The organism is Magnetococcales bacterium, assembly GCA_015231925.1.
GTDB lineage: Bacteria > Pseudomonadota > Magnetococcia > Magnetococcales > JADGAQ01 > JADGAQ01.
On sequence record JADGAQ010000064.1, the window covers coordinates 1 to 20570 of the forward strand.

The 20570-nt window shown below is 63.1% G+C and carries 17 protein-coding genes; all 17 read right to left on the reverse strand.

All coding sequences use genetic code 11. The annotated features are described in order from the left end of the window. Positions 1 to 52: 52 nt before the first annotated feature. Positions 53 to 2191, reverse strand: coding sequence for a diguanylate cyclase (locus tag HQL56_08975; GenBank protein ID MBF0309645.1), 2139 nt, complete (start codon positions 2189 to 2191; stop codon positions 53 to 55). A gap of 40 nt (positions 2192 to 2231) precedes the next feature. Further along, positions 2232 to 3989 (reverse strand): hypothetical protein, encoded by a 1758-nt coding sequence (locus HQL56_08980; GenBank protein ID MBF0309646.1) that lies wholly within the window; start codon positions 3987 to 3989, stop codon positions 2232 to 2234. Further along, on the reverse strand, positions 3989 to 4798 hold the full coding sequence (gene ccsA / locus HQL56_08985; protein ID MBF0309647.1) for a cytochrome c biogenesis protein CcsA: 810 nt from the start codon (positions 4796 to 4798) through the stop codon (positions 3989 to 3991). Before ccsA ends, HQL56_08980 begins: the two co-directional genes overlap by 1 nt. Positions 4799 to 4803: 5 nt before the next feature. After that, on the reverse strand, positions 4804 to 5760 hold the full coding sequence (locus HQL56_08990; protein MBF0309648.1) for a hypothetical protein: 957 nt from the start codon (positions 5758 to 5760) through the stop codon (positions 4804 to 4806). Positions 5761 to 5767: 7 nt separating this feature from the next. After that, positions 5768 to 8281, reverse strand: coding sequence for a hypothetical protein (locus HQL56_08995; GenBank protein MBF0309649.1), 2514 nt, complete (start codon positions 8279 to 8281; stop codon positions 5768 to 5770). Beyond that, positions 8278 to 9285 carry a 6-bladed beta-propeller gene (locus HQL56_09000; GenBank protein MBF0309650.1) on the reverse strand — a complete coding sequence of 336 codons (1008 nt, stop codon included), beginning with the start codon at positions 9283 to 9285 and terminating at the stop codon, positions 8278 to 8280. The genes HQL56_08995 and HQL56_09000 overlap by 4 nt, the downstream gene beginning before the upstream one ends. Before the next feature lie 68 nt (positions 9286 to 9353). Next, positions 9354 to 9722, reverse strand: a complete 369-nt coding sequence (locus tag HQL56_09005; GenBank protein MBF0309651.1) for a hypothetical protein — start codon at positions 9720 to 9722, stop codon at positions 9354 to 9356. A 16-nt stretch (positions 9723 to 9738) separates the two neighbouring features. Further along, entirely contained in the window at positions 9739 to 10302 is a 564-nt protein-coding gene (locus HQL56_09010) for a hypothetical protein (GenBank protein ID MBF0309652.1), read from the reverse strand. A 7-nt stretch (positions 10303 to 10309) separates the two neighbouring features. Then, entirely contained in the window at positions 10310 to 11341 is a 1032-nt protein-coding gene (locus HQL56_09015; protein ID MBF0309653.1) for a hypothetical protein, read from the reverse strand. A 15-nt stretch (positions 11342 to 11356) separates the two neighbouring features. Then, positions 11357 to 12229: a hypothetical protein gene (locus tag HQL56_09020; GenBank protein MBF0309654.1), complete on the reverse strand. Its 873-nt coding sequence runs from the start codon at positions 12227 to 12229 to the stop codon at positions 11357 to 11359. A 24-nt stretch (positions 12230 to 12253) separates the two neighbouring features. After that, entirely contained in the window at positions 12254 to 12865 is a 612-nt protein-coding gene (locus tag HQL56_09025; GenBank protein MBF0309655.1) for a cytochrome c, class I, read from the reverse strand. A gap of 4 nt (positions 12866 to 12869) precedes the next feature. Further along, entirely contained in the window at positions 12870 to 13241 is a 372-nt protein-coding gene (locus HQL56_09030; GenBank protein MBF0309656.1) for a hypothetical protein, read from the reverse strand. Between the two features lie 62 nt (positions 13242 to 13303). Further along, the gene (locus HQL56_09035) at positions 13304 to 15469 is read right to left on the reverse strand and encodes a hypothetical protein (GenBank protein ID MBF0309657.1); all 2166 of its coding nucleotides are present in this window, start codon (positions 15467 to 15469) and stop codon (positions 13304 to 13306) included. A 27-nt stretch (positions 15470 to 15496) separates the two neighbouring features. Then, on the reverse strand, positions 15497 to 16549 hold the full coding sequence (locus tag HQL56_09040; protein ID MBF0309658.1) for a peptidyl-prolyl cis-trans isomerase: 1053 nt from the start codon (positions 16547 to 16549) through the stop codon (positions 15497 to 15499). A gap of 96 nt (positions 16550 to 16645) precedes the next feature. After that, positions 16646 to 17422 carry a cytochrome c3 family protein gene (locus HQL56_09045; protein ID MBF0309659.1) on the reverse strand — a complete coding sequence of 259 codons (777 nt, stop codon included), beginning with the start codon at positions 17420 to 17422 and terminating at the stop codon, positions 16646 to 16648. 644 nt (positions 17423 to 18066) lie between these two features. After that, positions 18067 to 20010: a methyl-accepting chemotaxis protein gene (locus tag HQL56_09050; protein MBF0309660.1), complete on the reverse strand. Its 1944-nt coding sequence runs from the start codon at positions 20008 to 20010 to the stop codon at positions 18067 to 18069. A gap of 307 nt (positions 20011 to 20317) precedes the next feature. Next, the coding region (locus HQL56_09055) for a hypothetical protein (protein ID MBF0309661.1) at positions 20318 to 20570 on the reverse strand (253 nt) is incomplete at its 5' end.

The window sequence follows — 20570 nt, forward strand, 5'->3', positions numbered from 1 at the left end:
GGGCGCCGCCCCGAACCCCGCCGGGGGGGATAATCCCCCCCGGACCCCCGTATCACTTGCCACCCTCCTCCCCCTCCCCCGTATAATGCCTCACCTGATTGCGCCCTCCCCGCTTGCACTCGTACAACGCCCGATCCGCCAGCTTGATCATCTGTTCCGCCGAAGGCACCGCCACCTGCGGATACGACACCGCACCAATACTCACCGTGACATGCAACCCCTCCACCAGAGTCCGCTCCACCTGCTCGCGGAACCTCTCCGCCGCAATCCCCGCCCCCTCACGCATCGTGCTGGGCAGAATGATGCAGAACTCCTCACCCCCGTACCGACAGCAAAAATCCACATCCCGGAACGACTCCATCGCCACCCGGCTCAACTCCTGCAACACCCGGTCGCCCATATCGTGACCATGGGTGTCGTTGAACTTCTTGAAGTGGTCCACATCGAAAAAGAGCACCGATAAGCCCAAATCATACCGGCTGGCCCGCTCATACTCCGTGTTGATGGTCTCCTCCAGAAAGCGCCGGTTGTACAACCCGGTCAGCGCATCCCGGAACGAGAGACTGCGCAATTGCTCCTCCAGCCGCTTCTCCTCGGTGATGTCCCGAATCAGCGCCGCCGTGCCGATGGTCTCCCCATCCTCCTCGATCACCGAAGCATGAAATTGCAACACCTTGCCCTTGTAAACCAGGGTGCCGGGCATGTCCTTCCCCTTACGCTGCAGAAAAGCCCGTATGTACTCCGGGTCATCCACCAGATTGAGAAAACCCTCACTGGCAATCTGATTGGCCACCTTCTGCAGCAACCTTTCCGTGGAAGGATTCACCAAGGCGATGTGTCCCTGTGCATCGGTCACCACGATTCCCTCCCGGGCACTGTGAATGATGGTGGTCAGCTTGTTCCGCTCATGTTGCAGCCGCACCCGGGTCTCGGAGAGATACCGGGTCATCTTGTTGAAAACGCGCGCCATCTGCCCCAGTTCATCCTCTGTGGCGACCGGAACCCGCTGGGACCAGTTGCCCTCTTCGATGTGGGCCATGGCCAGAGAGATCTCCTTGATGGGGCGCGTCAGACGCTGCGACAACCACCAGATGGTCATCACCGCCAGCACCAGAATGATCAGCCCGTTACCCGCCAGCACGTTGCGTATGGTGTTGAGCGAAGCGATGCCGTCCAGCAACTGGTCGTAGGACTTGATCTCCATGACGGTCCAGTTGCCGATGGGCAAGCGACCAAAAACCACATAGTAGGAGTTGCCCCCCTCCTTGAAATGGCCCCAACCGGAACTCTCCATGGTCCGGCGGGCGATCAGCGTGCGAAAGCCCTCCGCCGCGTAAACCCTCGTCACGGGAGAGAGATAATCCCGCAGGGACTCCTTCTCGTCCCCATGGGCATGCGGCTCGTTTCCGGAAGACTTGCGACGCAGATCGATCTCCCGTTCGGAATCGGCCACCACCAGACCTCGATCATCCACAATCACCAACCGGCCACGATGACGACTGCCGTTTTCATCCTCCTCCGTTGACTTGCTCCGCTCCAGGACGATTTCCTGAAAGTGGGAAAGAGGAATCTCGAAATGGAGAAAGGCCGGCTTGTCGCCCTCCGGCAGAACCACCGGCGACGAGAAGGCGAAGACCCACTCCTCCGCATCCGGAGAGATGTACGGGTCGCTGATGAATACCCCCCCCTTGCCCAACTGGAAGGTGGGCGCAAAAAACGTACTCTGGTTTTCGGTAGCGGAAAAATCCTCCACCGGAGCCGCCACCCCTTTGGTCAAACGCAGATGCTCCTGCCCCGTGCGATCGATGAGGCAGCTTTCGACCACGGGATACTGCTCCTGAACGCTGCGAATCCAGGCATCGATACGGTGCAGGGTATCCATCTGTTCGAGACTGAACTGCATGACCCCCTTTTCGTCCCGCCGATTGCCCCGGATCGTTTCCGGCAGTTGGAAATAGTGGCTGAAGATGTCGTTTTCCAGGGTCATGCGCAAGCTGTTGGTGGCCAGGGACTGGAAGAGTTCCACCATGTGGATGCGTTCGTCCAGACGGTTGCGCATCGACTGGAGGGCGTTTTCCACCACCGCTTTTTCGGTCACCTGAAAGGCCACGGTACCGATGCCGACGAGAACGATCAACAGCAGAATGGAAAAGAGCAGGGTAAACTTGAGGTGGATTTTCCGAATGGTCATACGCATCGAACCTCGGGGTGACGGCTGAAAAACGGGAAGCTCACGGCTTGGGCGTCGGCACGTCGATCCCCTTGATCCGGGCCTCCCACTCCCACAGCGCGGCCCGAGCCCTGGGCAGGAAGGGATCGTCTCCCCGGGTCAGATGGACGAAGGCCCGCATGGCCCCCAGGGCTTCGCGCAACGCACCCATGGCCTCCAGGGCCTCGGCCAGTCCGAAGTAGGCGTTGGCCTGGGCAGGCCGCAGATCGATGGCGCTGAGGAAGAAGTCCCGGGCCGCCTTGGCCCGTCCCAGCCCCAACAGGGCGTATCCCATGTTGAGGTGGGCTTCGGGCAGTTGCGGAGCCTCTTTCAACACCTGATGGAAGGCGGTCAGGGCATGCTCGTACTGTTTGGCATGCAGCATCACCACCCCTTCCTGAAAACGGCGTTCCAACCCGGTCAGCGGTTTGGCCGACGCCAACCCCTCGGCAGCCGGCGGGACCGCCGGTGCCACGGGCGCCCGGTTCGGCCAGACCTCGATGCCACCCGCGATGGCCAGCAGGAGCAGACCGGTCAAGGCCAGCAGCCCCGATTTGCGGCCTTCCTGAAGTTGCCACCAGCGGGGCAGATTTTGCAGAACGAAGAGCAGGCTGGCCAGGATGAAGAGCAATCCGCCGGCTGCCGCAAGCCCCATGCCCAGGGTGGCGGCCCCCTCCCAGGGGTGTTCCACACCGGGAGTCTTACGCGGCAGACCGGCGAAACCCGCCACCGCCAGCCCCGCCACCAGCAGGGCGACCCCCAGGGCGAAGAGCGGCGGCTGCCACCGCCGCCAACGACCCGCCGTCGCCTCGGCGCTTTCCAGCAGGTGATGCACCAGCCCCATGTAACCGAGGGTGACGGCCCCCACCGTGCCGTGGTAGTGGGCGGGAACCAGCAGGGTCTGCTCCACCACCACGCTGCCCAGAGCCAGCCCCAGCCCCATCAACAGCAGGGAGAGGGCGAGATGGATCTCCGGTCGCGCCCCATTTCGCCATTGTATCAGGAGAATTCCACAAATTCCCGGTACAACCCACCAACTTGTCCAACGCATCAGCGGCGTGAATAAGGCGTCGCTTTGCAGACTGAGCAGCACGCCGGCCAGAGAGGGCAGCGTGGCCAGGACGAAGAGGCCGTCCAAAGCGGCGGGAGGCCGGAAAGCGGGCTGTTGCCGCTGTTGCAGCCAGAGCCAGAGGGAGCCCAGGAGCAGGACGTGGGCGTTTTGCAACAGGTGGCCCCCCGCCCAGAAAAGGCTTTCGAAGGCGGCCAGGGGATCGGCGGGCCACGGGGTGCGGGCGCTGCTGACGGCAAAGGCCGCCAGGGCGGAGAGAATGGCCCAGCAGGAGGCCGCAACGCCGGTTTGGCGGGTGCCCTGAAGCAGACGGTCGAGGCTCATCAACAGGGCGGAGCCCCCGAGCAGGAGCAGTCCCGCCAGAAAGAGGGGGCTCTCCAGCACGGGAAAGTAGTTGGAGAGGATGGGGCGGCTCTCCCCCCAGGCGGGGGCCAGCAGCAGCGTGGCCGCGCCGGCCCAGGCCAGGAGCAGCGCGGGGCGTTGCAGCGGTCCGCACGGTCCCGTCACCTGCAGGAAGGCCCCGGCCATGGCCAGGAACCAGACCAGCACGGCGAAATCGACGTGGTAGACCAGCAGGGTGGAAAAACCGGCCCCGGAGCAGGAGACGCTGCCCGGCAGACGGCAAAGCACCAGGAAGAAGGCTCCCAGGGAGGAGAGGAAGAGGGCGGCCAATCCCAGGGCCAGCCAGCCTAGGGGGCGGGAAGGGGACATCAGACCATACCTTGATGGGCCGCCCGGGAGAGGAAGGGCACCCCGAAGAAGACCAGAAACGCCGCCAGGAAGACCGCCCAGATCAGCAGCGCCCCCACCCAGGCGGGCGGGTGGAACAGGGGGCGAAGATGCAGGAAGAGGGCCATCATCAACCAGGTATGCACGCTCCAGGTTTCCAGCGCCGACCAGGCCCAGAAGCGACCCCAGGCGTCCTGGGCCCACACGGCTCCCGCCAGCAGCATCAGGGTGTGAAACACGAAGGCCAGGGCCACGAAGCGGTAGCCCAGCTCGTCGAGAAGCTCCGACTGCGGCAGGTTCGGGAGCCGCGCGGGGCCGAACAGCGCCCGCGACAGCACCACCCCCGCCAGCCCCGCCGCCACCAGCAGCGCCCCGGTGGCCACCTTGCCGAAACCGATGTGGATGTAAAGCCAGAGGGTATCGTAGGTGGGGGGCAGGATCGAATCGCCGGGACGCACCAGCAGCAGCCAGCCCATCAGCAAAAAGATCACCGGCAGGATCAGCGCCGCCGTATCCCGCAGACGCGGATAGCGCCAGTAGAACAGGGCAAACGCCAGGGTGAAGCTCCAAAGATTGGAGGAGAGGATTTCGAAGAGCGAGACGAAGGGACCGTGGCCCAACCGCTCCCAGCGCAAACCAAGGGAGAGGCTGTGCAGCACCAGGCCCAGAGTGAGCAGAACGAGCAGGCCGGATCCGGTGCGGCGGCGGAAAACCCCCTCGACCACAGCCAGCACCCCGGCGAGCAGATAACCGCTCAGGCCCGCCCAAAGCAGGGCCATCTCCCCGGAAATTGTGCTCAACACACCACCTCCTGGCGGAATTTGCCGCGAAAATGCCACGCCAGTCCCGCCAGTCCCACCAGCACGGTGGCCAGCAGCCAGGAGCGGGTGCGGTCGTAATGGATGCGGTATCCCATCCAGGTGGTCAATCCCTCGAAGGTCAAACGTCCCTGCGGCAGCGTCAGGCTCTCCCCCGGAGCCAGCCGGCGGGGCGGGGAACCGGCCAGGGAGACCTCCAGCGTATAGCGCCGGGGCAGCTCGAAGACCCCCTCTTTTTCCGGGTGGAGAAAGTCCTCGTCCAGATTGAGGGTGGCGGTGAGACGCAAATCGTCCCCCGGCAAGGTCCAGGAGTTGATCTGTCTGTCGAAGAGGGGGTAACTCGGCAGGTGCAAGGCGGCGCGCACCACCTCGCCCCGCAGCGGCTGCCAGCGGAACACCGGGGCGAAGCCCTTGTTGGAGGTGGTGTAGAAGCGGTAGTGGCGCAGGATCAAAGGCACATCGTCGCCGATCTCCTGGCGGAACTCCCGGCCCCGTTCGTCGCGCCAGCTCACGGTATTGCGGGTGGGGCCCCGCTTCAGACCCGGCGCATAGCGGATGGTGAAGCCCTCGTTGACGAAACGCACCCGCTCCAGTCCGCCGTCGTGCAGGGGGCCCTTCTCCGAGGTGAGCAACTCCCCTTCGAAGCTCTCCCCGGTGGCGACTTCGACGCTGCCTTCCATCCAGGTCAGCCGCCCCAGCCCCAGCAGCAGGGCGAAGAGCCCCAGCGCGGCATGAAAGAGCAGCAACCCCGGACGGCTGCGGAAATAGACGCTGTGGGCCAGAAAGGCGGCGAAGTTCACCGCGAAGAGCCCCGTGCCCACTCCCAGCACCAGCGTGGCCGACAGGCTTTCGCGAGGGATGAAGGGCAGCGTGGCCAGGAACCAGAGCAGCAGGCCCAGGGTGAGTTTCAGGGAGGCCAGACGCTGCAGCAGCATACCGGCCTCAGGGCGGACTGGCGCAATTCTCACTGCTGTCTCGCATCCAGCTCCGACCGGTGGAACCATTGCCCGGAGCGCCTTTGGAACCGCAACTGGCGGCGGTCCAACTGCCGCTGGCCTGCCAGGTTTTGACCTTCAGCACCGCGTTGCGGTAGTAGGGCGGCATGGTGTAGGTGCCGGTGGTGCCGTTGCGCACCTGGGTGCCCGCCGCCTTGTTGGCTTCCGGTCCCACGTCGTTGAGGTTGACCAGAAAGGCCTTGTTCTTCCAGCCGTGGGGCACCGCCACATGGCACCAGTTGCATTTCATGCTGCCGATCTTGTCGGCGTGATAGCCGTGAAGATTGCTGTCCTTCTCGCAGCAGAAGCCGCTCCGGGTGCTGTTCTTGGTGGCGTAGATGCTGTAGCTGTGGCACTTGAAGCAGAGGTCGTCCTGCTGGCCGCTGCCGGTGTTGGCGTCCCAGTCGCCCTTGAGAATGAAGTCCTTGCTCGACCCGTGGGGCCCCCAGGGCTTGCCGGTGTCGGGAACGGAGGTGCCGTTGGCCGTGGCCGAACCGTGGCAGTCGGAACAGTACATGGTCTGGTTGCCGATAAAGGTGCCCGAGGAGCCGTTCCACGGCGACAGCCAGAGGCTGCTGCTGGCCCCGCCCCGTTCCGCCAGGGTGCGCCCGGTGGCCTTCATCACCGGATGCCAGGAGCGGTGGTTGGTGTTGGTGGGTTCCGGCGCACCGTCCACCCCCTTCTCCCCCTGATCCGCATCCGGCGACTGGAACTCCATGGCCTGGTTGGTGTACCGGTCCCCGATGCCGAAGTTGCCCGTGGAGAGCCCGTTGGTGCCGGTAATGGCCGGACGCCCCACGTCGTTGTAACCGCCGCCGTCGTTGTAGGCGTAGTTGGAGTGGCACTTCAGGCAGACCTGATACTCCTTGGTCACCGTGCCGTCGGAGGTGCAGTCGGTCGAGTTGGAAGGATCGCCGCACAGCAGTTTGAAGGAGTTGGGCAGATCCCCGAAGACCTCCCCCAGATAGACCGGCTCCACCCCCGAAATACCCCGCAACACCCCGGAAGCCTCGTTGCTGTGCTGGGTGGTGGCACTGTGGGTGTGGGTGGCCTGGGTGGAGAGGCCCGTGGCGTTGTACAGGCTGTTCTTGACCACCCGGTGGGGGTTGTGGCAGTCGGTACACTCCACATGGCGGTTGGAGAGATCCCCCTTGCCCAACAACAGCGGATCCTCCACGAAATGAGCCCCGGCGTGATCCGGCGTGCCCGACCAGTTGGTCAGCAGATTGGAGGAGAGCCGCGCCCCGATGCTGTGTACCTCCCGCCCCGCCGGCTGATCCGTCGAGGTGATGGGCATGTGCTTGTTGCCGGTGGTGGTGAAATCACTCTTGATGTCGGGGGCGTTGTTGCCCGTCGAATTGAGAATGCTGGCCGTGCTGGTGGTGTGACACTGGTAGCAGGTCTCTTCCAGGGCCGGATTGCCGCTGCGCTTGGGCGACTGGGTGCTGTCGGTGCCCTCCCGCAACAGCCGGCGCGCGCCGGGAACCGTATGGGTGTCGTGGCAGTTGAGACAGGCCGCCTCCCACACCGCGATGTTGCTGAAGAACTCCCGTTTCTCCGCCGCCGAGCCCGTTCCGGACTTATAGGATTCGGCGGCGTCCGTGGAGTTGGCGTGGGCGGAAGCGGCCCAGTTGTGCAGCCCCTTGTCGTGGCAGGCCAGGCAGACGATATCGTTGGCGCTGTTGAAGTTCTGCCCGCTGGGATTGGCCTTCTGGAAGCGGTTCAGCCGCAGAAACTTGATGCTGGCCGTCTCCGTGGTATCCCGGATGTGGGGATCGTGGCAGGAGGCGCACTGCACCTTCTGCCCGTCCAGGGGGATCACCGGCTTGGGCGACACCCCCGTCTGACGCAGCCCGGTGATCAGGGTGCCGCCGCTGCTGAAGGGGGGATGACGCAACTCGCCGTCCGCGTCGGCCAGGGTGGTGTCGAAGGTGAAGGAGATGGGATGGTCGTTGGAGAGATCGGTGCCCAGATTGCGGGTGAAACCGGTATCCGTACCGTCTCCGGCGGGCATTTTACCCCCGGTGCCCGTGCCGCTCATGCCGATGGAGACCGACTGCTGTCCGCCCAGCACGTTCACCGAACCGATGGCCAGCGTGCCGTCGTGACAGGAGAGGCAAAGTTTGGAGGTACCCCCCGGTCCCTGCCGCAACTCCGAGATGTCGGCATCGATGGAGGTCGATTCGTAGTTGGTGTAGGTGGCGGTGGACAACTGCCGGTTCCACAGCGGGGCGTTGACCCCGGCGCTCACCGTGGCCCCGTGAGGGGTGTGGCAGAAGACGCAGATCTCATCCTGGGTGGTGGCCTTGACCGTGCGCGTCGGCCCGCCGGCGTAATCGACGCTGGAAAGGTTGTGTTTGGTGCGGCGCACGTCGGAGATGCGCTCCGCCAGACCGGGCGCGTTCACGCCCAGCACCAGCCCCGCCATCACCACTCCCAGCCAACCCCATGCTCTGTTCATCCGTCACCGCCCAGGAATTGAAGGATGAGAACCCGCCCGTTGAACATGTCGGCCACGAACAGCCGGTTCCCGGCATCGCTCCAGACCCCGTTGGGCAGATAGAACTCCCCGATGCGGTTGCCGGTGCCGCCGATGGGCAGCAGAAAGTGTCCTTCCCGGTCGTAGATCAGCAGATGGTCGTGAAAGGACTCCACCACGTAGACGTTGCCCTCGTTATCGACCGCCACGCCTTTGGGACGCACCATGTTGCCCATCAGCCAACCCCGCCGCCCGAAGGCGCGCACGAAGACCCCCTCCTCGTCGAAGACCTGGATGCGGGCGTTGAGGGTGTCGGCCACATAAAGACGTTCGTGGGCGAAGGTCAGATGGGTGGGGCTGTTGAACTGCCCCGGCTCCTCGCCGGGCTGGCCGATGGCCTTGATGAACTGGCCCTGCCGGTCGAACAGCTTGATCTGGTCGGCATCGGTATCGGACACGTAGAGAATGTCCCTGGCCCCGTTCCAGGCCACGCCCGTGGGACGCTTCAGCACACCCCGCCCGATCATCCCCAGCGGCGTCCCGTTGCCGTCCAGTCGCACCACCACGCCCAATTCCGCGTCCGCCACGAAAAATTCCCCCGCCGGCCCCACCGCGACGCCCACCGGCGAGCGGAAGTGCTGATTGCCCAGGGCGTATCGCCAGATGGCGAACTCCCCCTTGAGGGGATCGAAGACGAAAATGGCCTGATGCCCCATGTCGCTGACCAGAATGCGACCGTCCCGATCCACACAGCCGCTGACCGGACGCTGCAGATTGCGGTTGCGCTCCGGGTCGAGGCCGGTTTCGGGATCGATGCCCGCCAGCCAGAAGAGGAAACCCTGGGTGGTGCGCAGGCTGTCGTCGCCGGCCAGACGGAAGTTGCGCGCTCCCAGCAACTGGCCCAGATATTCGTAGCGCGGCGTCTCCGGCAGATTCGGCCAGACCGGACGCTCCGCCGCCTTGAGCCGCTCCGTGCCCAATACCATCTCGTGCTGAATCGGACCACAGGCCGTCAACAGGAGTAACAGTATCAGCCCGACGCGGTTCGCTTTCTTCACCAGACTCCCGGCCCTCCCGCCTTGTGTCCGCCCCGAATGCCCGTTTCCAGGCCCTTGAGCCCCGAGTGACAACGATGGCAGTTTTCCAGCCCCCAGGCAATATCGTTGTTATGGCACATGCCGCAGAATTTCCCGTTCATCAGCTCCAGCATGTTGATGTCGTTGCCGCCCGCCTTCATCTTGAAGCCCAGCTCGGAGTGGCACACCTTGCAGCGGAAGCGGATGCGGTGGAACCAGTGGGGGTAGATCACCGGGCGCATGCCGTTGGCCTCGGAATAGCGATTGAGCACCACATCGCCGTATTCCGCCCAGGCCTGGTCGATGGCAACCCCCGCCACCATCAGGAGAGTGGCCACGACCGCCATTCCGCGCCGCCGGAAGCTATTTTTTGGCTGGCAGGGCTTGCTGGGCACCGAATTGTCCTCGGAAAGTGTTGGCCGGAATGCTGTGACACCGCTGGCACTCCGTCAGGGGAAAGGCCACCGCGCCGTGGCACTGGCCGCAGAATCGTCCTTCCAGAATCAACGACATCTTGATGCCGGAGGTGTTGAATTTGGTCTTGAAGATGCCCTCGTGGCAGTTGGAACAGTCCAGCCATTCGGTATGCGGCTTGTGGGGAAAGCGCACGAAGGGCTGATCCCCGGTGTTGCCGTAGATCAGATCGAGATCCAGCACGTTGATGCGGGTATCCGGCAGGATGTTGGTGCGCGGCTGGATGCGGCCCTCCTGCAGGGCCACCACCCAGCGCACCATGTTACCCACCAGATCGGGGGGCAGGATGCTCAACGCCTCCCCGGGATTCTGCAACTCGTCGATGGCCGGACCCTTGGGATCGTGCAGCCCGTCCTTTTTCAGCGGCTGCCAGGATCGCTTGTCTCCCGCCAGGACCGGGAAGACCAGGAGAATACTCAGCAAAGGCAGCAACCATCGAAAGCGCCGAATCATGGTCTGCTCATCCCGGAATGTAGATGCCCGCGCCACGAATGGCCCGCACCAGCTCCGCGGTCGACTCCTCCAGAACGCGGATGGCCTCCTCGAACTTGCCGGATCCACCCAGTTGATCCGCCTGACGACGCAAATCCGCCGCTTTGGTGACGAAATTCTTCACCATCGGATCCGAGGTTTTGCCGTTTTCCTTCAGCAGCATGCCGATCAGCATCTGATGGGTGTCGTTGCGGTCCACCTCGTAGTGGTACTCCTCCTCTTTCGAAGCGAAGTGGAGGGAGCGCACCAGGGTATCGCCGCGACGCAGCCGCTCGATTCCCGCCTTGGCGGTGACGTAGGCCTTGTCGAGGGTGGTGCGTCCGTTGTCGTAGTCCCCCTTGCCCGCCAGCGCCTGGGCCTGCCCGGTGAGGGATTTGACCTGACGGCTCGCTTCCGAGGCATCGGCGGAGCCCTTCTCCTTGCCGATGCGGTCCAGGGCATCGGTCAGGACTTTCACGCTCTCCATGCGACGGCTGAAATCCTGCTCCTGTTTGAGATGTTTGGTTTCCCCCCCGTCGGCCTCCTTGACGGCGGCGAACATGGTGTTGGTGGCCTGGCTGAGGCGTTCGGAGGCCCCTTTCAGATCGCCCTTGTCCAGCAGACCCTTGGCCTGATCCCGCAGCAGACGGGCCTGATCCCGGGTGGCGATGGCTTCGGGTCGACCGCTCGCGGTCACCTTCTTGGCTCCGGAGGAGACCTCCACCAGGGTGTTGACCGTTTGCAACCGACGCTCCACCTGTTCCCGATCCTGGCCCCAGCGGGACTCCTTGGCCTCGGAAGGCTTGGGCAGCATGGCCGGGGTGGCGGCGGATGCCGCCGACGGGGCGACGGGCGACGCCGGAGTCACCACCGGAGGCGTCACGGGGGGTGGCGCGGGCGCCTGAGCCACCGGCGCGGGTGCCGCCGCCACGGGAGCCCCAACCCCCGACTGGGTTGCCTGGTTGCAGCCCGCAAGACCGATCAGGGTCAGTGCGGCCGCCAATACGGTTGTCTTGTTCATACGCTCTCTCTCCCGTCAGGGGAATACGATGCCCGCCATGCGCATGGCGTTGCTCAGATCCTCGTTGCCGTTTTCCAACGCCTTGATCGCCTCGGCGTATTGGCCGGCCACCGCCAGTTTTTCCGCCTCCTGCTGGTAGGCACGACTCTTTTCCAACCGTTCCTGAATGAAGCGGCGGCCATCCTCGTTGATTTTGGCCCGGGTCAGGGCCATGTTCAACAGGGCTTCGAAACCCTGCATGCGATCCACCTCGTAGCGATACTCCTGCTGCGGATTCTCGAATTTGAGCTGGTAGACCAGGGTTTTGGAATCGAGCATCTTCTTCAGGGCCGCGATGAGATTCTGCTGCAGGGCGAAGAGCAGCTCGTTGGCTTTGGCATGCTCCCCCTGCCCCGCCAGATCCCAGGCTTTGGCCACGGTCTGGCGGATCTCGTCCGGATTGACCGGCGGTGTCACCCCCGGTCCCTTTTCCGCCATCATCAGCTGCAGATTGCGCCGGTAGGCCTCTTCGAAGGTGGCCACGCCGGCCAGCAGGCCCTCGAAGCGCACCCGTTGGTTCCAGGCCTGTTTGGCCGGTCCCGCCGCCATCTGGGAGAGGCGCACCGCCTCTTTGAGGGCCTGATCGATCAGCATCATGGCCTTGTCCAGATCCCCGGCATCGTGGGCCTGACGCGCCTCTTCCCGCAGTTTGCGGGTCTGGCTCAAGGCCTCCTTCAAGGGTACGTCTCCCAGCCTGTCCACCTGCTCCGTGGTCACCGACTGGGTCAGATAACGGTCCAGCAACTGTGTCTTCTGGTCAAACAGCGGGTGGTCCGCCCAGGCCGTTGCACCGGCCAGCAGAAGCAGCCCCCCCATTACCGCGCTTCTCCCCTTCCTTCTTCCCGACATGGCTTGCGCTCCTTTGCCCATGGCTTATTTGCCCGCTGTTTTGGCCGGTTGGGTTCCGTCTTTCTTCTTGGAATGGCACAGACGGCACTCCGACACCGGGAAGGCCACCTTGCCGTGGCAGACACCGCACTTCTGCCCCATGAGAATCTGCGCCATGGAGATGGTGTTCTTGCCTTTTTCGGGAATGAAGATGTCGGGATGACAGTTGGAACAGTCCAGCCACTCGGTGTGCCGGTCGTGGGGATAGACCACGTCGGGCATGAAGCCCTTCACTTCCCGCACGATGTCCAGGTCCATGACCATGGCCTCTTCCTTGGGATTGAGGCGGTCGTAGCGAGGGGTGATGGCCTTGTCCTTGAGGGCCTGCACCCAGTTGACATAGTTGCCCGCGTTGCCTTTCGGCAGCGTGCCGAAGGCGTCCCGGGGCTGTTGCAGCATGTGGGTGCCCTTGTTGTCCGCATCGTGGATGCCGTCCAGCGCGGGCGGCATGTTGCGATCCTCCTTGGGACGCATCAGGCGGTTGAAGGTGTTGACCTCCCCCACCTTGGCCGGCGGATCCCCCGCCTCCACCCGGGAGCCGACGATGCCGGCCACCGCAAACACCACCGCCACGGCAATGATCGAGATACGTTTCATGGCCTCACTCCTTTCCCGCCGGCTTCACCAGCTTCTGAATGGTGTTGCCATGCACCTGGGTGGGCGTGCCGGGAACCCCGGAGTGGCAGATATCGCAGTTTTCCACCGACCAGGCGATTTCACCGTTGTGGCAACCGCCGCAGAACTGACCGTCGATGATCTTGAGCATGTTGATCTCGTTGCCGCCCGCTTTGAACTTGAAGCCCAGGTCGGCGTGACAGACCTTGCAACGGAAACGGATGCGGTGGAACCAGTGGGGGAAGATGGCCGGGCGCATGCCCGCCTTGTCCGAGTAGTTGTTGATGACGATATCGGCGTACTCGGCCAGAACATCCCCTCCCCACAACAGGCAGGCCATGCCCATTAGCAGCGCCATGCGCACCAACCGGCTGCCGGATCTCGGGGCAGGAGTGGCCCCCCCAAACGCTCTTCTCATAGTCAAAATCTCCTGTAGAAATTGCGAACGACTTCCGCGGTGATCAAAGCCAGATAGTTTTCCTCGCCCTCTTCGTCCCGGAGGTAGTGCAGTTCCGCCCCGAGGCGCAGATTGATGCGACCGATCTGATAGTTCAACAGGTGGCGCCAGGCGATCTCCTGGGCCGACGGCCCCATGGTTCCCAGCGTCAGGGCGTCCGAGGCGATGGTTGTAACCATATCGTAACGCAACCGGGAGACGCCAAAAAGGTCCGGAAGCGAATAGCGCATGCTGCCGCTGGCCGATTGGGAGGTGTTCAGCTCCCCGGACGGCGCCACATTGCGCACCCAGCTGAAGGAGAGGTTGCCGCCCCAACTGCCGGAATTGCCCGCAATACCCTGGCGGGAGAGCTGGACATTGACCAACTGGGTTTCATCCTGTACCGGGGTGAGGGTGCGGGAGTCGGTCAGGCGCACGTCGAACAGGGATCGGGCCTCACCCTCGTCCATGTCGTAGCCGAAGCCCAGGGTGTGGGTCACATCGAAGATGTTGCCCAGGGTGCGATTGGATTCCAGCCCCACCGATCCGTCCAGGGAGAGGTTGAGCATGCCCTCGTCCTGATCGCCCTTGCCGATGGCGCGGCGGAATCCGTGGCCCAGCCGTTCCCCGAAACGGGCTCCGCCCTGAAGCGGGTTGGCCCCGCCCGTGTTGCTGACCCCCTTGATGATATCGTTGCTCAGGTTGCTGTTGGAATACCAGGAGTAGTCGAAATGGTCCGTTTTGATGGCCCCGGAATCGTACTGATAGCCCAACACCTGGTTCAGACTGGTCACGTCGGAGACGGAGGCGCTATCGGCCTTGGTGATCTTGCGCGACTCCTGGTTGGCGGCCAGGGAGCCGTTGACGTTGTGATGGTCGTCGAAGCGGTAGCTGGCCCCCGCACGGGTGTTGAGCGAACGGTTCAGACTGGTGCCGGTGTCGCTGCGGGAGGAGACCTGGGTGACCTCCTCGTCCCGGCCGGTGCCCAGCAGCCGGTTCAGACTCGGCGACGTGCCGGCGCGGGAGAGCAGCGCCGAAGTGGGCCGGCTGATGCCCAGGGCCGTCAACAGGCTGGGGGAGAGGTTCGAGTAGAGGGTATTGGTGGAGGTGTCGTCGTTCTCTTCCTGATAGGCGCGGAACGAGCCGGTCACCACCAGCGGCGAATCCGCCGTGCGCCAGAAGGCGTTGGAGGTGAACTGCTCGATGCGGGCCGTCAGCATGGTATCCTGTTCCCGAAAAAGCGAGGTGATTTCCGTATCGAGATTGCGGTTGCGGTCGCGGGTGTAGGCCACGTTGATCATGTTGTTCAGGGAGAGGTCTTCCGTGGGCGAGCCGCTGTGGGTGAGGACCAGGCTGTTTTCGAAGGCGTTGCCCCGCCCGACGGTACTGTGGCCACGCTCCTTGGCGCGACGCGCCACCAGTTCCAGACTGTGGTCGCCCAAACGCTTTTCCAGACGCAGGGTCACATGGTCGCGGATCTTGTCATCCTCGTTGCCCACCACGCTGGGAATCAGCATGGGCAGCAGCCCCGACTTGCCGGCCCCTCCGCTGGCATCGTGGCGCTCCTCCGCCTGAAACCGGGCGTTCAAACCCCATTCCCGATCCTGATACTGTTGGATGAAACCGTACTTCTGGGACATGCGCCCCGTGCCCTGGGAGGATTTGGCCCCTTCGGAAGTATCGGAGTTGGATCGATTGTAGTAGAGATTGAAGGGAAAGCGACTGGTGGGGAACAACCGGAGATCGGCGTTGCTTTGCAGAGACTGGGCCGCCACATTCACATCCCCCCCCTCTCCGTTCGTGCTGTGTTCCATCTTCTGGCTGATGGTCAATCCACCCAGGAAATCGGTTTTCCACTTGGCGTAATAGGGCTCCAGAATGTAACCGCGAGCCCCCCGCCCCGCCCGGACCTGGGTGAAAAGCTGGCTGTGGGATTCGGGCACCAGGGCTTTTTCCATTTCGTGGGTATAGCGCAACCCCACATCCCCCATCAGGGTCCAGGGATCGAAATCGCCGACGATGCCGTAGCGTTCCAGGCTCCACCAGGGCAAAGAGGGTTCCTCATCCTCGGCCATCACCCGGAGAGCGCCGGGAATGACGGCCAAAAGGACTACCCCCACTCGACAAACCTGACGAACCAGGTTCTTCACGTGCAACCTTCCGCGCAGAGAACCCGGTTATTTGGACGGCGCACCTCCCAGGGAATGCGGACGCGCACTGCCTTCCGCCTCCTGACCCGGTTCCGGCAAGGGCAGATAGTACGATTCATTGATGGAAACCGCCGCCTTCTTCCACAACCCCTCCCGGAAGGTCTTCCAGGCACTCTCGGAGCTGTCGCGCTGGAAGAGCTTCTTCACCCGGGGACGCGCCGCATCGAAGGCCAGCTTGTGGGGCGGGGTGCGTTGGTCGAGACGGAAAATGGCGTAGCCCTCCAACACCAGGATGGGATCGGTGAACTGCCCCGGCTGAATCTGGGCGATGGCCTTTTCCGCCCCTTCCGCCAGCATGCCGCTGTGCAGATAGTCCATCTTGCCGCCTTTGGCCGCCGAGATATCCCCGGAGTGGATGCGCGCCAGTTCGGCAAAATCGCCTCCCGCCTTGAGCTTGCCCATCAGGGCGTCGGCTTCCGTTTTGGCCTTGTCCCAGGCATCCTGCCCCGCAGACGGATCCACCTTCAGCAGAATCAGGGAGATCTCCATGTCCTCGGGTTCGGTGAACTTGTCGGGATTGGCGTCGTAATAGTCCCGCAGCTCCTTTTCCGTGGGTTCGCTCCCCCGGGTGATGCGCTCCTGCAACTGGGTCACCAGACTGCGATCCGCCATCTCCTCCACCAGCGGCGTCAGCATGGCTTCCCGATTGGCCTGATAGCGGGGCGAGTTGCCGTAACGTTGATCGTAGCCGGCGATCTCTTTCTGGATTTCGGACTGATCCGGCTGCAAACCCTGGCGTTTGGCCTCCTTCACCAGCAACAGCCGATCCACCAGGGCCGTGCCCATCTCCCGCTGGAATTTGGCCATGTCGGCTTCCGGAATCTTGCCGTGATAGAACTTCTGCCGCGCGCCCTGCTGCACGGATGAAATGAAACGTTCCGCCGGAATGGCCACGCCATCCACCACGGCGAAGGGAGGACGCTCTCCCGGGGGGGGAACCGGCGGATCGGCGGCGAAAAGCGGGGCGCAAAAACCCAGCAGCGTTGCAAAAAAGAGGATGCCTCGTCTATTGTCGTTCATCTCACCTTCCCGAATTCCCTGAACAAAGTTTGGCCAGACCCGAGTGGGGTCTGGCCAGTATCCTTCAGGCAATGGGGGTTTGGATAGTCTTTATTATCACTTGTCGTGGCAGGCCAGGCAGACGGCGCTCGAGGCATTGCTGATGCGCAGGAAGGCGACCGGCTGGGCCGTGCTGTTGTGCGGATCGTGACAGCTGGCGCACTCCACGAAGGGCTGTTTCTTGGAGGAGAGCGTCCGGGTGTAGAGGATCATGTCGGTCTTGTCCCGGGAGCCGGCATTGCCGCCCGCGGTATCGACCCACCACACCGGGTTGGAGTTGATGCTGGCCATGTACCCGTCCTTGAAACTGCCGTCGGTCAAGGTGGTGTGAGAGGCCGCGCCCACCGTGTCGTCCTCGGTCCAGCCACCACCACCGTACTGGATGCTGATGGGGTGGTCGTTGGAGATGTCGGTACCCAGATTCTTGAAGCCGGTCATGGCCGTTCCGGCGTCGAAGTTGGCACCCGAGGCGTTGTACCCGCCGCTGCCGGGGGCGTTGATCATCACGTCCATGGCCTGGCTGCCGTCGTGGCAGGAGAGGCAGGCCAGCGAGACCGAACCCACCGGCGCTTCGGTACCATCCAAAGTGGTGGTATTCAACGACGAGTACCGGGTATAGGTGGAAGTGGGCAGGCTCTTGTTCCACAAGGGCGCCGTAGCCCCGGTGTTGGCGCCGTGCGGCGTATGGCAGAAAACGCAGACTTCCGTGGTTCCGCTGGTAGCCCCTTGCTGCGACGCGCCTCCGCTGCCCAGGTCGTGCTTGGACCCTTTGATGCCGGCCAAAGCGCTTCCTGCGCCCAGAACCAGGCCGATGGCGGCAATTCCGAAAACCATTGCCAGTTTCAGGGATTTGGTGTTCGGCAGAGAGGCTTTCATGGCAGTATCTCGTATCCACAAAGGGGTTTAGGTTCGATTTCGACCCGGCATCTTGCGCCGTTGTCTTACCTATTGCAGCCGTGATGCCAAGATCAACATTGCTTGGGAGAGCGCGTTATCTTATTGATAAATAAGTGAATTATCAAACCAGAAAATGCCCGCCGGGTGAAAATCGCTCCCGTAAGCGAAAATCGCCCCGGAATCGATTCCAGAATTCGATAATGGGAAAAGAGCCTATTCCCGGATCTGGGAAAGAAACGGGGACAAATCCAATGCTCCCCTCTCCCGAACCCTGCACCGCACGCACCGGTCCGCGATTGAGACCCTCGGGAAAAAACCCCCGAAAGGCCTGTGAACCTGGAAGAATAGCAGCTTGGAGGATAGAGGAAGAGTCCCAGGTGGGAACGTCTACAGCGAAAGAAAGAGTCCCAGGGGTGCCCCCTGGACTCCGGGGGGTGGGAACGTCAACAGCGAAAGAAAGAGTCCCAGGGCGCCGCCCTGGACCCGCCGGGGGGGATAATCCCCCCCGGACCCCCGTATTTTTTGAAAGGCAAAGGAACGTTGATAAAGGCAAAGGATTTTTTTGAAAGGCCAAGGCCGGTTCAGGAAAGACGAAAGAACGAAATGGTCTCCTGCAATCCCCTCGCCGTGCCATCCAGCTCCTCCGCCGCCGCCGACAACTCCTCCGCCGCTCCGGCATTGCTCTGAATCACCCCCTCCAACCGCGATACCGCCCGGTTGATCTGCTCCGCCGCCTGATTCTGCGTGGTCGCCGCCTGCGATATCACCTCGATCTCCCGCGTGGTCTCCACAATCATCGGCACCAACTCCGCCATGATGCCCCCCGCCGCCTCGGAAACCTCCCGACTCGTCCCCGACAACCGCGCAATCTCCACCGCCGCCCCCTGGGAACGCTCCGCCAGCTTGCGCACCTCCGCCGCCACCACCGCGAACCCCTTGCCCGCCTCCCCCGCCCGCGCCGCCTCGATGGCCGCATTGAGCGCCAACAGGTTGGTCTGCCGCGCAATCTCCTCGATCACCGATATGCGATCCGCAATCTCCCGCATCGCCTCGATGGCCCGCGTCACCGCCTCGCCCCCGTCCGTGGCCATCCGCGCCGCCTTGCGAGCCCGCTGCCCCGTCTCCGCCGACTGCCGCGCATTGGTCTCGAAACCCGCCACCATGCCCCGCATCGCCTCCGACACCTCGTCGATGGACGCCGCCTGCGCCACCGCCCCATCCGATACCGTGCGACTCGATTCGGTCAACTCCGCACCCCGCTCCCCCACCCGCGAAGTCGCCTCCTGCACCGTGGTCACCACCTCCGTCAGCCGCGCCACCGTCTCGCCCAGCGAATGAAACAGCTCCCCGATCTCATCCTGTCGATCCGTGGTGCAACAATTCAACCTCAACTCCCCACCCGCCAGCCGCCCGACCAGATTGCGACACAAGATCAGCGGCTTGCTCAAATTGTTGGCCACCCACAAAATCAGCAGCGCCGCCAGCAACAACGCCAGCAAGGCCGAACCCACGATCATCGCCTGCATGTGCCCCAGGGAGGAACGCCCCGTCAGCAGACTCGCCTCCGACTGAATCAACACCACGCTCCAGCCAAAATTGGGCAACGGCTCGAATACCATGTAATGAGGCTGCCCCCCCAGCATAAAGCGCCCCTCGCCACGCTTCCCCCTGCGCACCTCCTCCGCCAGGGTCAGAAAATCCTCCTGCCCCGATATCGATTTGATCTCCGGCAGATACTCCTCCAGATGATGCTCCTTTTCCACATCCTCCCCCGGCTTCAGGTCCAGCCCGATCTCCTGCCCGCTGTCCCCCACCACCCGCCCCTCGGAACTCACGATGAGGTAACGCTTCTCCGAACCCGCCTTCTCCTCCCTTACAATGGCCTGAAACAAGGCCACCGGCAGCTCGTAATGGTAAAAGGCCGGCCGGCTGCCATCCTCCATGATCACCGGCGAGGTGTAGGAGAAGACCCACTTGTGGGCGTCCGCCGACATGTAGGGCGCGTTGACGTGAACCCCCCCGTCCTTCACCTCGAAGGTGGGCGCAAAAAAGGGCGCCTCCCCCTCCTCGGCGGAAAAATCGTCGTCCGGCGCAATCTCCCCATTGGTGATGCGGGAATGCTCCTGACCCGTGCGGTCGATCAGACAGGTCTCCACAATGGGAAAGCGCCGCTGCAACGACAAGGTCCACTGGTCGATGCGATCCTTCAACTCCCGCTGCGCCGCAGTGAATTGCAACACCCCCTTCTCGTCGCGTACATTGCCCTGCCTGGTCTCCGCCAGGGAGAAGTATTCCCGGAAAACGGGATTTTCCATGGCCAGCAACAGATCGCTCATGGCCTTCTCATGAAAATTCTGCGCCTTTTGAACCTTCTGCCCCAACGCCTGTCGCATGGACAAGAGGGCCCCGTCCGTCACCGCCTCGTGGGCCACCTGGTAGGAGACCCCACCCACCGCCCCCAGACCGAGGATCAATACCACCAGCACCGGCACCAGTATCTTGCCTCGAATCGAGGTCAGCAACATGGCCACTCCTTCGCATCATGAGGGAAACACATCTAACCAAGTGTATAAGCCGTTCGGGGATGCCACAAGTAGCAAAAATCTCCATTTACAGCAATACCCTAAAAATCTGAACAATGGCTGAACACCCGTTTCCGGGACTGGCCCGAAACTTGTAATCAGGGTCCGGTACCACAGGATCCGGCTCAATGAACTGGCGAAGAATTCCTGGTTGAGAATAGCAGACTATCGAGGCAGCCATAAAATGAAGGCGAAGAACACGTCTCAATCAAGGACAATCAGAACGGTCTGGCTGGGATCCTTTCTCCTGTTATGGGGTGTTACGGGAGGTGCAATTACCAATCCAGTCCGTGCGGAAACCCCACAAAATTTCACTGTCGCGCAAGAATCGGCCCAAATCAACGGGTTGCGTGGGCCGGCGAACCCGGAACCCGTCGGCGGCCAAACCGCTGCCGGCGAACACGACCACCACGAGGTTGCCGCCGACGAGCATGCTGACCACCAGGCCCCTGCCGGCGAGCATGATCACCACGTAGCCCCTGCCGGCGAGCATGATCACCACG